Genomic DNA, 12826 nt, shown 5'->3' with positions numbered 1-12826 from the left:
AATGCCTGGCCTGCGGCGAGCGTTTCACGACGTTCGAGGCGGCCGAACTGGTGTTGCCGCGCCTGATCAAAACTGACGGCAGCCGCCAACCGTTCGACGAAGAAAAACTCCGCGCCGGCATGCAACGCGCCCTGGAGAAACGTCCGGTGAGCGTCGAGCGCCTCGAATCCTCTCTGGTTCACATCAAGCACAAACTGCGCGCCACCGGCGAGCGTGAGGTCAAATCCCTCGTGGTCGGCGAACTGGTCATGGCCGAATTGCAGAAGCTTGATGAAGTCGCCTACATCCGCTTCGCTTCGGTGTACAAGCGCTTCCAGGATCTCAACGAATTCCGCGAAGAAATCGACCGCCTCGCCCGCGAACCGGTGAAAGAATGACCACCCTCGCCGAGCAGGCCATCCTCGACGCCCACTTTATGGCGCGTGCGCTGGAACTGGCGCGCAAAGGTCACTACACCACCCATCCCAATCCTCGGGTCGGCTGTGTGGTGGTGCGCGACGGGCAGATTGTCGGCGAAGGCTGGCATGAGCGCGCCGGCGAACCGCATGCCGAAGTCCACGCCCTGCGCGCCGCCGGTGAACTGGCCCGGGGCGCCACTGCTTATGTGACCTTGGAACCGTGCAGCCACCATGGCCGTACGCCGCCGTGTGCCGATGCGCTGGTGAATGCCGGGGTTGCTCGGGTGGTTGCGGCAATGCGTGACCCGAATCCGCAAGTTGCCGGACGTGGTTTGCAGCGTCTGGCCGATGCCGGCATCGCCACCGAAAGCGGTGTGCTCGAAGCCGAGGCGCGCAAGCTCAACCAGGGTTTCCTGAAACGCATGGAACACGGCTTGCCGTTCGTGCGGGTCAAGTTGGCCATGAGCCTCGACGGTCGCACCGCGATGGAAAACGGCGAGAGCCAATGGATCACCGGCCCGGCCGCGCGTTCGGCGGTACAGCGTTTGCGCGCTCAGGCCGCCGTGGTGCTGACCGGCGCCGACACCGTGCTGGCCGATGGTGCACGTTTGACTGTGCGCGCCGACGAGTTGGGTCTGGATGGCGAACAAACCGCGCGGGCCATGAGCCGTCCGCCGTTGCGCGTGCTGATCGACGGGCGCCTGCGCGTGCCGCTCGATGCACCGTTCTTCAAGGCCGGCCCGGCGTTGGTCGCCACTTGCATGGCGGTCGAAGAGCAATACGCCAATGGCCCGGAATGCCTGATCGTGCCGGGTGATGACGGTCAGGTCGATCTGCATCAATTGCTGATCGAACTGGCCAATCGCGGCGTCAACGAAGTGCTGGTCGAGGCCGGCCCACGTTTGGCCGGCGCCTTCGCTCAGCTCGGTCTGGTGGATGAATTCGTGATCTTCATCGCCGGCAAGTTTCTCGGCTCCACGGCGCGGCCGTTGCTGGACTGGCCGCTGGCCCATATGAAGGATGCTCCCGAGCTGAAAATCAGTGAAATTCGTGCGGTGGGCGATGACTGGCGAGTCACTGCCATCCCTGTGCCATCGGCGAGCGTATAATTCCCGGCCATCGCGTTAGCGCTGGCTTAGTTCTCAAGGAGAACCCCATGTTTACCGGCATCATCGAATCCATCGGCAGTATCCGCGCACTGACCCCAAAGGGCGGTGATGTGCGGGTACACGTCGCAACCGGCAAGCTCGACCTGAGCGACGTCAAACTCGGCGACAGCATCGCGGTCAACGGCGTGTGCCTGACGGCGGTCGAGCTGCCGGGCGACGGCTTTGCCGCCGACGTCAGCCGCGAAACCCTCGACTGCACCGCCATGAATGACCTGAAAAGCGGCAGCCCGGTCAATCTGGAAAAAGCCCTGACCCCGACCACTCGTCTCGGCGGGCATCTGGTCAGCGGCCACGTCGACGGCGTCGGCGAAATCGTCTCGCGCTCCGACAATGCCCGCGCCGTGGAATTTCGCATCCGCGCGCCGAAAGAACTGGCCAAGTACATCGCCCACAAAGGCTCGATCACCGTCGACGGCACCAGCCTGACCGTGAACGAAGTCGATGGCGCCGAATTCATGCTGACGATCATTCCGCACACCCTGAGCGAAACCATCATGGCGTCGTACAAGCCGGGTCGCCGGGTGAATCTGGAAGTCGATTTGCTGGCGCGTTATCTGGAGCGTCTGCTGCTCGGTGACAAGGCTGCAGAGCCAAGCGCTGGCGGCATCACTGAAAGCTTTCTGGCCGCCAATGGCTATCTCAAATCCTGACTGAAGGGGGTGCCTTGTGGCGCTCAATAGCATCGAAGAACTGGTTGAAGACATCCGCCAAGGCAAGATGGTCATCCTCATGGATGACGAAGACCGCGAGAATGAAGGCGACCTGATCATGGCCGCCGAATGCTGCCAGGCCGAGCACATCAACTTCATGGCCAAGCACGCCCGTGGCCTGATCTGCATGCCGATGAGCCGCGAGCGCTGCGAACTGTTGAAGCTGCCGCTGATGGCACCGCGCAACGGTTCCGGTTTCGGCACCAAGTTCACCGTTTCGATCGAAGCGGCCGAAGGCGTCACCACCGGCATCTCCGCTGCTGACCGTGCGCGCACCGTGCAAGCGGCGGCGGCCAAAGATGCCAAGGCTGAAGATATCGTCAGTCCGGGCCACATCTTCCCGCTGATGGCTCAGGCTGGCGGCACCCTCGCTCGCGCTGGCCACACCGAAGCCGCCTGCGACCTCGCGCGCATGGCCGGTTTCGAGCCGAGCGGGGTGATCTGCGAAGTGATGAACGACGACGGCACCATGTCCCGTCGCGCCGAACTGGAAGCTTTTGCTGCCGAACACAACATCAAGATCGGCACCATCGCCGACCTGATTCACTACCGGATGATCCACGAACGTACCGTTCAGCGGATTGCCGAGCAGCCACTCGACAGCGAACTGGGCCAATTCAACCTGGTGACCTATCGTGATTCGGTGGAAGGCGACGTGCACATGGCACTGACCTTGGGCACTGTTTGCGCCGAAGAGCCAACGCTGGTTCGCGTGCACAACATGGACCCGCTGCGCGACCTGCTGATGGTCAAGCAACCGGGCCGCTGGAGCCTGCGCGCCGCGATGGCTGCGGTTGCCGAGGCCGGCAGCGGTGTTGTTCTGTTGCTCGGTCACCCGCTCGATGGCGACGTGTTGCTGGCGCATATCCGTGAAACCGGTGATCAGCCAGCACCGAAAAAACCGACCACCTACAGCATTGTCGGTGCCGGTTCGCAGATCCTGCGTGACCTCGGTGTACGCAAAATGCGCTTGATGTCTGCGCCAATGAAATTTAATGCGATATCCGGTTTCGATCTGGAAGTTGTAGAATACGTGCCCTCCGAATAATGACCGGTCGTTTCCGGCATTGTTGACATGGATTCTTGTGGTGAGGGGATTCATCCCCGACGGGCTGCGCAGCGGCCCCTGTTTTTGGGACTGCTGCGCAGTCCATCGGGGATAAATCCCCTCGCCACAGTTTGTAATCAGTCAGCAATGCGGTTTTTTCCGGCCATGTATTCGTGGCTAATATCACTGAGGGATGCGTACGAGACGCGTCCCGGCTCTTTAAGAGATCTGACGAATGACCCTGAAGACCATCGAAGGTACCTTCATCGCCCCAAAAGGCCGCTACGCTTTGGTAGTAGGCCGTTTCAACAGCTTTGTTGTTGAAAGCCTGGTCAGCGGTGCAGTTGATGCCCTGGTTCGCCACGGCGTGAGCGAAAGCGACATCACCATCATCCGCGCGCCTGGCGCCTTCGAAATCCCGCTGGTTGCGCAGAAAGTCGCTCAGAAAGGCGAGTTCGCAGCCATCATCGCCCTCGGCGCGGTCATTCGTGGCGGTACTCCGCACTTCGAATACGTGGCTGGCGAATGCACCAAGGGTCTGGCCCAGGTGTCCATGGAGTTCGGCGTGCCGGTCGCTTTCGGCGTCCTGACCGTTGATTCCATCGAGCAAGCCATCGAACGTTCCGGCACCAAGGCCGGTAACAAAGGTGCCGAAGCTGCCCTGTCCGCTCTGGAAATGGTCAGCCTGCTGGCACAGTTGGAGGCCAAGTGATTAGCGACGAAAGCGATCGTTTCAACCCGCGCGAGCCGCGTCCAACCGACGCCGGCAAGCCTTCGAAAAGTGAAAAGCGCCGCGCTGCCCGTCAGTTGGCGACGCAAGCGTTGTACCAGCGCCACATGGCCGGTGCTTCGCTGAACGAAATCGAAGCGCAGTTTCGCGTCGATAACGACTTCACCTTCGCCGACCAGAGCTACTTCCACGACATCCTGCACGGTGTTCCGGCCAGTCTGACCGAGATCGACACCGCGCTGGCGCCGTGCCTGGATCTGACCATCGAAGAGCTCGACCCGGTTGAACTGTGCGTCCTGCGCCTGTCGACCTGGGAACTGCTCAAGCGCGTCGACGTCCCGTACCGCGTTGTGATCAACGAAGGCATCGAACTGGCGAAAGTCTACGGTTCCACCGACGGTCACAAGTTCGTCAACGGTGTGCTCGACAAGCTGGCCCCGCGCCTGCGTGAAGCTGAAGTGAAGGCGTTCAAGCGCTGAAACGCGCTTGATACTTCAATGGGCGAGTTTGAGCTGATCCGCAATTTCTTCGCCGCCGCGCCTTGTGCGCAGGGCGGCGAAGGCGTTGCTCTCGGGATTGGCGATGACTGCGCCTTGCTCGCTGTTCCCTCCGGGGAACAGTTGGCAATTTCCACCGATACGCTGGTGGCCGGTGTGCATTTCGCCGACCCTTGCGATCCGTTTCTGCTCGGTCAGCGCTCGCTGGCCGTTGCGGTCAGCGATCTGGCCGCCATGGGCGCCACGCCCGTTGCCTTTACCCTTGCCCTGACTGTACCGACGGTGACCGCCGATTGGCTGCAAGCCTATGCCCGCGGTTTGAACCGCATGGCGCAGACCTGTGGCGTTGCGCTGGTCGGCGGCGACACCACGCGCGGGCCGTTGAGCCTGACGGTGACTGTGTTTGGTCGCGTGCCTGCCGGTCAGGCGTTGACCCGCAGCGGCGCGCAACCGGGCGACTTACTCTGTGTCGGCGGCGAGCTGGGCAATGCTGCCGGCGCGCTGCCGCTGGTGCTCGGTCAGCGTGATGCCGAAGCTCATATCGCCCAACCGCTGCTCGATCACTACTGGTCGCCGCAACCGCAACTCGCCCTCGGTCAGGCCCTGCGTGGCAAAGCCACGTCGGCGCTGGACATCTCCGATGGTTTGCTCGCCGACTGCGGCCACATCGCATTGGCATCGCAGGTGCGACTTGAGATTGAACGCGAGCGCGTACCGTTGTCGGATGCTTTAGTGGCGTTTCTCGGTCAACGGGGTGCCGAGCGCGCGGCGTTGAGCGGTGGCGATGATTACGTGCTGGCGTTCACCCTGCCGTCCGTCGAGTTGTCGGCGCTGCTGGCCAATGGCTGGCCGATCCATGTGATCGGCCGCGTGGCCGAAGGGCAGGGCGTGGTCTTGCTGGATCGCGAAGGGCACGACATCACCCCGCAAACCCGGGGCTATCAACATTTTCAGGAGACACCGTGACAGATCACCCGAAACAGGTTCCGGCCGAATTCGTTCCGCCGTCGGTCTGGCGCAATCCCTGGCACTTCCTCGCGTTCGGCTTCGGTTCCGGCACGCTGCCGAAAGCGCCGGGCACGTGGGGCTCGTTAGTTGCGCTACCCTTTATCCCGTTGTGGCAGATGCTGCCCGACTGGGGTTACTGGCTGATGCTCGGGATCACCATGCTGTTCGGCTTCTGGCTGTGCGGCAAAGTCGCCGACGATCTGCGGGTACACGACCACGAAGGCATCGTCTGGGACGAAATGGTCGGGATGTGGATCACCCTGTGGCTGGTGCCGGAAGGCTGGTACTGGTTGCTCGCGGGTTTTCTGGTGTTCCGCTTCTTCGACATTCTCAAGCCGTGGCCGATTCGCTGGATCGACCGGCATGTTCACGGCGGCGTCGGCATCATGCTCGACGACGTGCTGGCCGGCGTGTTCGCCTGGCTGGCCATGCAGGGACTGGTGTGGATTTTCGCCTGATCCGCGCCGTACAGGGTTAAGTGAGGACACTAGGGATGGCTCGACGCTGGCTGGCGCTGCTGATGTTGACCTTGTTGAGCACTGTCGTCAGTGCTCAGGAAGCTGTGCATGCGCCGGCGGTGATTCATCTGGCCAGCGAAGACTGGGAAGACTACACCGCCGCCGACGGCCACGGACTCGCCTGGGATGTGCTGCGCAAGGTCTTTGAGCCGATCGGCGTCAAAGTCGAGATCCGCAGCGTGCCGTACACCCGCTCGATCGGGCTCGTGCAGTTGAAGGAAGTCGACGCGCTGGTCGGTTCCTATCGTGATGAAGCCGGGCAAGTGCTGTATCCGCACTGGAATTTCGATTCCGATCATATCTACGCGCTGGGTCTGGCGAGCAACCCGCCGCCGACCTTGGCGACCCTCGGCAAATACCGACTGGCGTGGGTGCGCGGTTATCGCTACGAAAACTACCTGCCGAACGTCAAACGCTACAACCAGATCGAGCGCCGCACCGGCATCCTGCCGATGCTCAAGCAGGGGCGGGCGGATTACTACATCGACGCGCTGACCGAGATCGAAGCGGTGATGCGCAGTGCGCCGGATCCGGCGCAGTATCGCTATTCACACCTGGTCGAGTTGCCGCTGTACCTCGGCTTCGCCGACACCCCGCAGGCTCGGGTCTTGATGGCGCTGTATGACCAGCGCATGGAGCAACTGGTGAAGGGCGGCGAGCTGAAGCCGATCTTCGAGAAGTGGAAGCAACCCTACCCCTTCGCCACAAATCCCCTGTAGGAGCTGCGGCACGCTGCGATCTTTTGATCTTGATTCTAAAAAACAGATCAAAAGATCGCAGCCTCGTTTCACTCGACAGCTCCTACAGGGATCCATGTCGACCGGGTAGTTATCAAACTTTTTGATCGTTATGCCCGATAATTCAGCCTAAGCGCCGGTAGGAACCTGCTGTTACAATGCCGGCCTGCGAATTTTCAGACTCTTTAGATCAGGAGCACACCGGTGCCTGTCGTCTTTGTCGCCGCTTCCAAGCTGCCAACGCCTTTTGCGCAATTCACCATGCACGGTTTTCTCGATGAAGCCACCGGCCGCGAGCACGTTGTGCTGAGCCTCGGTGAATTCACCGACGGTGCCCCGGTACTCGGCCGCTTGCACTCCGAATGCCTGACCGGCGATGCCTTGTTCAGCCAGCGCTGCGACTGCGGCTCGCAACTCGAAGGCGCACTCAAAGCCATCGCCCGCGAAGGCCGAGGTGTGTTGCTGTACCTGCGTCAGGAAGGTCGCGGCATTGGTCTGTTGAACAAGATCCGTGCTTACGAACTGCAAGACGGCGGCGCCGACACCGTTGAAGCCAACGAGCGTCTCGGCTTCGCCGCCGACCAGCGTGACTACGCCATGTGCCTGCCGATGCTTGAGCATCTGGGCGTGAAATCCCTGCGCCTGATGACCAACAACCCGCGCAAGGTCAAAGCCTTGACCGACATGGGCATCACCGTCGCCGAGCGCGTGCCACTGCACACCGGCCACAACCCGCACAACAAACTCTATCTGGCGACCAAGGCCAGCAAGCTCGACCACATGATGGGCAACGAGCATCAGGGCGAGGTAGACCGAGCGTGACCCGTGGTCAGGTGCGGCGCCGATTGTCCGTCGCCTGGTGGAAATACCTCGCGCTGGCACTGGTGCCGCTGTTCGTGATCAACGCATTATTCGGCCAGAGCGACGGCATTCTGCCGGTGCTGGCGATGCCGCTGTTCATTGCCGGCGTGGCGTCGATGTTTGTCAGCCTGAAGTTTTTCGGCCGCTACAAACACGCACTGATCGCCACGCAAAAAGCCCTCGATACCCCTGAAGAACCCGGCACGTGGATTGCCCTTGCGGCGAACCGTCGTTCGGCGTTTCTCGCGGCAGCCTTGCCAGCGTGGATCGGCGCACTGGCGGTATTCGTCGGTCTCGAAGCAGTACCGTTGATGCTGCTGGCGCTGTCCACCGCCGTGCTGTTTTACCTCTACCGTATCCCGCGTCAACTCGGCTGATGCGCCGTCTCTGGCTGGCGGTTCTGCTGCTGGCCGTCAGCGGCCCGGTGCTGGCAACCCTGCGGGTGGTCAGCCTGGCACCGTCGCTTTCTGAAATTGTCGTTGAGCTGGATTCGGCCGACCTGTTGGTCGGGGTGCTGGATGCTGGTGAGCGTCCTGCGGAAATTGCCAACGTTCCGTCGGTGGGTCGTTACGGCCAGCTCGACATGGAACAGTTGCTCAGCCTTAAGCCTGATTTGTTGCTGCTCTGGCCCGGCAGCGTCGGCCCGGCACAACGTGATCAGTTGAAGCGTCTGGGCATTCCGACTTTCGTCGCCGAACCGCATTCTTTAGATCAACTCTCCACGCAGATTGAAGCCATTGCCACGCAATTGGGCCGACCTGAGCGCGGGGTGAAACTGGCAGCGGATCTGCGGCAAAAACTCGCGGATCTACGCCAGCGCTATCACCGGGAAGTGCCGTTGCGGGTGTTTTATCAGGTGTGGGACAAGCCGCTGTACACCGTGGGTGGCGGGCAGATCATCAGTGATGCGCTGCAAGTGTGCGGGGCGCGGAATGTGTTCAGTGATCTGACCTTGCCTGCGCCGCAAGTCAGCATCGAATCAGTGTTGCAACGTGATCCCGAAGTCATTCTGGCCAGCGACCAGTCCCAGCTCAACGCCTGGAAAAACTGGCCGCAGGTCGCCGCTGTAAAGAGGGAGAACTTGCTACTAGTCACCGACAAAGGCCTCGAACGCCCAAGCGGCCAAATGATCGACGCCACCGCCAAACTCTGCCAACTCATCCAGCCGCACCGATAACCCCTGTAGGAGCTGCCGAAGGCTGCGATCTGTTGATCTTGCTTTGGGGCTGAGTCGGGATTGCCGAAGATCAAAAGATCGCAGCCTGCGGCAGCTCCTACAGGGTGTCGGGGGATATCCAGATGCGGGGTCTTAGCGGATTACGGGTGTCCAGGTGACACCAAACATCCACATCCGACCTTCCTCGCGATAACCATACTGACCGCCGTCATAGCTGTAATTCGCGCGGCTGTAACCCTTGTCGAAAACGTTATCGACCTTCAGATCCAGCTTGATCTCGCGGTTCAGCGCCCAACTGCTGCGCAAGCCGAACAGTGCGTAGCCACCCAGCGATTGATTGTTGTCGCGATCGTCATAACTGCTGCTTACCGCCTGCCAGCTCGCACCGACACTGATCCGATCAAACTGCCGATCCAGATCCCAGCTCAACGTCCGCCGCGCACGACGCGCCAGGGTATGCCCGGAATCACGATCGCGCGGATCAATGATCGACACGCCCAGGTTGCTCTGCCAGTCGAACAATTCCTGTTTCAGCGCCGCTTCAAAACCGTTGATTCGCGCCGAAGCGACGTTTTCTGGACGTGAGTTGCTGCCGAAGATAATCGCGTCCTGCAGATCCGTACGGTAAATAGACGCTTCCAGACGGCTGCTGTCGCTCAACTGGCTGCGCCATTGCAGTTCATGGCTCTTCGACGTTTCCGGTTTCAGATCCGGGTTGCTGAAGTCCGGGTAGTACAGGTCGTTAAAGGTCGGTGCGCGGAAGCCTTCGCTATAACTCAGCAACAGATCGTTATCCGGATTCAGCGGCAGGGTGAACGTGCCGCTCCAGGTGTTCTGGCTGCCAAATTGCTGATTATCGTCGTGGCGCAGGCCGAGTTCAGTGGAGAAGCTGTCGGCCTGATAACGATGCTGGATAAACGCCGCGCGGTTCCAGCGGCTGTCCTCGTCAAACGCGGTGCTGCTGTTGACGCGATCCTCGTACCAGTCGCCGCCGAGGATCAGGCTGTTGCGCGCGTTCAAGGTCAGGTCGTTCTGCCAGTTCACCGAATCGCGATAGGTGTTGAACACCGTGCGCTCGTCGCTGAGTTTATCCAGGGTCTTCTCGCGGTTCTCGGTATGGCCGAACTCGACGCGGGTTTTCCAGAGGTCGTTGACCCGGGCGTCGAAGTAGCTGCTGATACTGCTGACATTGAAATCGCTGTAGGGCTGCTGCTGCACCGACTCGAAGGTGTTCATGTCGAAGCGGCCGAACGGGTTGTCGAACTCGCTCTTGCCACGGTTATCCAGCAGATTGGCGCCGATTTCGATGTCATCGGTCAGCGCATGGCTGAGGCTCAGGCTGATGGATTTGTTGCGATAGGCATCGTGATCGGCATCGCTTGGATACGACTCGTGCGTACGATCAATCCCGGCGGTTTCATCAAGGCTGGCGCCGAGATTGAAGCGGGTTTTGTCATCGCCGCCGGACAAACCGAGGCTGCGTTCCCACGTCTGGTTGCTGCCGAAACCAACGTGCATGCGTGGCTGCAAACCCTGCTCAGTACCGCGTCGGGTGAAAATCTGAATCACCCCGCCAATCGCATCGCTGCCGTAAATCACCGAACGCGAACCGCGCAGCACTTCCACACGCTCGATCTGCTCGATGTTCAGATGCTGCAGATTGCTGTCGCCCGAAGTCGAGTTGCCGATGCGCTGACCATCGACCAACACCAGACTCTGCGCCGATTGCGTGCCGCGAATATAGATCCCCGGCAGACTGCCGCGCCCGCCAGTCTGCGCCACTTGCACACCCGGCACGCGACGCAGCAAGTCCGGCACGTCGCTCGGTTGCAGGCGGTCGATGTCGTCACGGGTGAACACGGTGTTGGCGGCGCTGCTGTCGTTGCGGGCTTCGACCTGGCGGTTGGCGGAGATCAACGTGTCCGGCAGCTTCAACGCCTGATCACGCTCGAAGTTATCGGCGAGGGCATTAGCGGACGGCAGCAAGAAGAAGGGCAGGGCGAGGCGCGAGAGTTTCATGGCAATCCATCGGGAATTTCAGGTGTGCACAAATCAAATGTGGGAGCGAGCCTGCTCGCGAATGCGGTGTACCAGTCAGCAATTATTTGACTGACAGTCCGCTTTCGCGAGCAGGCTCGCTCCCACAAGGGTATTGCGTTTATTTATCGAGCAGCGCCAGACGCTGACGAATCGACGCTTCGATCCCGGCCTCATCCAGCCCGCACTCCGCCAGCATTTGCGCAGGCTTGGCGTGCTCAACGTAGATATCCGGCAAGCCCAGATGCAGCATCGACTTGAGGATGTTCTCCCGCGCGAGGAACTCGCTGACCGCGCCACCGGCGCCGCCCATGATCGCGTTCTCTTCGATGGTCACCAGCAACTCGTGGCTGCCGGCAATCTCGCGCACCAGTTCTTCATCCAGCGGTTTGACGAAACGCATGTCGACCACGGTGGCATCCAGCTTCTCGGCGACTTTCAGCGCTTCGGTCAGTTGCACGCCAAACACCAGCAGGGCGACTTTGTTGCCCTGACGGCGGACGATGCCCTTGCCGATTTCCACCGGTTCGAGATCTTTTTCGATGGTCGCATTCGGGCCATTGCCGCGCGGGTAGCGCACCGCCGCCGGGCCGTTGTAGAGGTGGCCGGTGGTGAGCATTTTGCGCAGTTCGTTTTCATCGCTCGGGGTCATGATCACCATGCCCGGGATGCAGCGCAGGTACGACAGGTCGAAGCTGCCAGCGTGGGTCGGGCCGTCTTCGCCAACCAGACCGGCACGGTCGATGGCGAACAGCACGTCGAGGTTCTGCACCGCAACGTCATGCACCAACTGATCGTAACCACGCTGCAGGAACGTCGAGTAAATCGCCACCACCGGTTTCGCGCCTTCGCAGGCCATGCCGGCGGCGAACGTCACCGCGTGCTGTTCGGCAATCGCCACGTCGAAATAGCGCAGCGGGAAGCGTTCGCTGAACGCCACCAGATCCGAGCCTTCCTTCATCGCCGGGGTGATCCCGACCAAGCGTGGATCCGCCGCCGCCATGTCGCACAGCCACTCACCGAACACCGCCGAATACTTCGGCCCGCTGGCTTGCTTCGGCGCAGCGGCCGGAGCGTCCAGGGGTTCGAGTTTGGTGATGGCGTGGTAGCCGATCGGGTCGACTTCCGCCGGGGCGAAGCCTTTGCCTTTCTTGGTGACGATGTGCAGAAACTGCGGGCCTTTCAGATCACGCATGTTGCGCAGCGTGGCGATCAGCGTTGGCAGGTCGTGGCCGTCAATCGGACCGATGTAGTTCCAGCCCAGCTCTTCGAACAGCGTGCCGGGAACCAGCATGCCTTTGGCATATTCTTCGGTACGACGGGCGATTTCCCAGGCGCCAGGCAGGCGCGACAGGACTTTCTTGCTGCCTTCACGCATGCTCGCGTAAGTGCGGCTGGACAGGATCTTCGCCAGATAATTGGACAGACCGCCAACGTTGCGCGAGATCGACATGTCGTTGTCGTTGAGGATCACCAGCATGTTGGCGTTCACTTCCGGCGCGTGGTTCAGCGCCTCGAAGGCCATGCCGGCAGTCAACGCGCCGTCGCCGATCACCGCGATCGCCTTGCGATCACTGTTTTGCAGGCGGGCGGCAATCGCCATGCCCAGCGCTGCACTGATCGAGGTGCTGGAGTGGCCGACGCCAAAGGTGTCGTACTCGCTCTCGGCGCGGCGCGGGAACGCCGCGATGCCGTCCTTCTGACGCAGCGTGCCCATGCGCTCGCGACGACCGGTGAGGATCTTGTGCGGATAAGCCTGATGACCGACGTCCCACAGCAACCGGTCGTCCGGCGTGTCGAAGACGTAATGCAGCGCGATGGTCAGCTCGATCACGCCCAGGCCAGCACCGAAATGCCCACCGGTCTGACCGACCGTGTAGAGCAATTCCAGGCGCAACTCATCGGCCAGGGTTTCCAGCTCGGCTTCGCCTAACCG

13 protein-coding genes and 1 pseudogene are annotated in these 12826 nt (G+C 61.3%); 12 read left to right on the top strand and 2 right to left on the bottom strand.

Annotated elements, in window-relative coordinates:
• Positions 1-2: 2 nt before the first annotated feature.
• From nrdR to ACIOMO_RS23800, 12 genes and pseudogenes are all read left to right on the top strand, one after another.
• Positions 3-377 (top strand): annotated as a pseudogene (gene nrdR / locus ACIOMO_RS23855) (transcriptional regulator NrdR); the annotation flags it as partial.
• On the top strand, positions 374-1507 hold the full coding sequence (ribD, locus tag ACIOMO_RS23850) for a bifunctional diaminohydroxyphosphoribosylaminopyrimidine deaminase/5-amino-6-(5-phosphoribosylamino)uracil reductase RibD (protein ID WP_401243938.1): 1134 nt from the start codon (positions 374-376) through the stop codon (positions 1505-1507). The pseudogene nrdR and the gene ribD, both read left to right, overlap by 4 nt.
• 47 nt (positions 1508-1554) lie before the next feature.
• The gene (locus ACIOMO_RS23845; RefSeq protein WP_150694725.1) at positions 1555-2217 is read left to right on the top strand and encodes a riboflavin synthase; all 663 of its coding nucleotides are present in this window, start codon (positions 1555-1557) and stop codon (positions 2215-2217) included.
• Positions 2218-2233: 16 nt separating this feature from the next.
• Positions 2234-3325 carry a bifunctional 3,4-dihydroxy-2-butanone-4-phosphate synthase/GTP cyclohydrolase II gene (gene ribBA, locus ACIOMO_RS23840; RefSeq protein ID WP_008081846.1) on the top strand — a complete coding sequence of 364 codons (1092 nt, stop codon included), beginning with the start codon at positions 2234-2236 and terminating at the stop codon, positions 3323-3325.
• Positions 3326-3560: 235 nt separating this feature from the next.
• Positions 3561-4037 carry a 6,7-dimethyl-8-ribityllumazine synthase gene (ribE, locus tag ACIOMO_RS23835; protein ID WP_003228649.1) on the top strand — a complete coding sequence of 159 codons (477 nt, stop codon included), beginning with the start codon at positions 3561-3563 and terminating at the stop codon, positions 4035-4037.
• Entirely contained in the window at positions 4034-4534 is a 501-nt protein-coding gene (nusB, locus tag ACIOMO_RS23830) for a transcription antitermination factor NusB (protein WP_053124252.1), read from the top strand. The genes ribE and nusB overlap by 4 nt, the downstream gene beginning before the upstream one ends.
• A gap of 18 nt (positions 4535-4552) precedes the next feature.
• Positions 4553-5518, top strand: a complete 966-nt coding sequence (gene thiL / locus ACIOMO_RS23825) for a thiamine-phosphate kinase (protein ID WP_401243935.1) — start codon at positions 4553-4555, stop codon at positions 5516-5518.
• Positions 5515-6018, top strand: coding sequence for a phosphatidylglycerophosphatase A (locus ACIOMO_RS23820; protein ID WP_007910933.1), 504 nt, complete (start codon positions 5515-5517; stop codon positions 6016-6018). The genes thiL and ACIOMO_RS23820 overlap by 4 nt, the downstream gene beginning before the upstream one ends.
• 35 nt (positions 6019-6053) lie before the next feature.
• Positions 6054-6797: a substrate-binding periplasmic protein gene (locus ACIOMO_RS23815; RefSeq protein ID WP_401243933.1), complete on the top strand. Its 744-nt coding sequence runs from the start codon at positions 6054-6056 to the stop codon at positions 6795-6797.
• Between the two features lie 222 nt (positions 6798-7019).
• Complete coding sequence (gene ribA, locus ACIOMO_RS23810; protein ID WP_053124247.1) at positions 7020-7637, top strand: GTP cyclohydrolase II; 618 nt, start codon at positions 7020-7022, stop codon at positions 7635-7637.
• Positions 7634-8053, top strand: coding sequence for an MFS transporter (locus ACIOMO_RS23805; RefSeq protein WP_401243928.1), 420 nt, complete (start codon positions 7634-7636; stop codon positions 8051-8053). Before ribA ends, ACIOMO_RS23805 begins: the two co-directional genes overlap by 4 nt.
• On the top strand, positions 8053-8853 hold the full coding sequence (locus ACIOMO_RS23800) for a cobalamin-binding protein (RefSeq protein WP_401243926.1): 801 nt from the start codon (positions 8053-8055) through the stop codon (positions 8851-8853). The genes ACIOMO_RS23805 and ACIOMO_RS23800 overlap by 1 nt, the downstream gene beginning before the upstream one ends.
• Before the next feature lie 132 nt (positions 8854-8985).
• On the opposite strand, the gene ACIOMO_RS23795 is transcribed toward ACIOMO_RS23800, so the two are convergent.
• Positions 8986-10872 (bottom strand): TonB-dependent receptor domain-containing protein, encoded by a 1887-nt coding sequence (locus ACIOMO_RS23795; RefSeq protein WP_401243924.1) that lies wholly within the window; start codon positions 10870-10872, stop codon positions 8986-8988.
• Positions 10873-11011: 139 nt separating this feature from the next.
• Positions 11012-12826 (bottom strand): 1-deoxy-D-xylulose-5-phosphate synthase (gene dxs / locus ACIOMO_RS23790; RefSeq protein ID WP_401243922.1); only part of this gene is annotated, 1815 nt, incomplete at its 5' end.

Source organism: Pseudomonas sp. NPDC087804, from assembly GCF_044742965.1.
Classification (GTDB): domain Bacteria; phylum Pseudomonadota; class Gammaproteobacteria; order Pseudomonadales; family Pseudomonadaceae; genus Aquipseudomonas; species Aquipseudomonas rustica.
This window is presented reverse-complemented; position numbering and strand designations above follow the sequence as displayed.

What these genes read in the sequence shown, in the direction of transcription:
- ribD (WP_401243938.1), top strand. Translation starts at nt 374, where the DNA reads ATGACCACCCTCGCCGAGCAGGCCATCCTCGACGCCCACTTTATGGCG.
- ACIOMO_RS23845 (WP_150694725.1), top strand. Translation starts at nt 1,555, where the DNA reads ATGTTTACCGGCATCATCGAATCCATCGGCAGTATCCGCGCACTGACC.
- ribE (WP_003228649.1), top strand. Translation starts at nt 3,561, where the DNA reads ATGACCCTGAAGACCATCGAAGGTACCTTCATCGCCCCAAAAGGCCGC.
- thiL (WP_401243935.1), top strand. Translation starts at nt 4,553, where the DNA reads ATGGGCGAGTTTGAGCTGATCCGCAATTTCTTCGCCGCCGCGCCTTGT.
- ACIOMO_RS23815 (WP_401243933.1), top strand. Translation starts at nt 6,054, where the DNA reads ATGGCTCGACGCTGGCTGGCGCTGCTGATGTTGACCTTGTTGAGCACT.
- ACIOMO_RS23800 (WP_401243926.1), top strand. Translation starts at nt 8,053, where the DNA reads ATGCGCCGTCTCTGGCTGGCGGTTCTGCTGCTGGCCGTCAGCGGCCCG.
- ACIOMO_RS23795 (WP_401243924.1), bottom strand. Translation starts at nt 10,872, where the DNA reads ATGAAACTCTCGCGCCTCGCCCTGCCCTTCTTCTTGCTGCCGTCCGCT.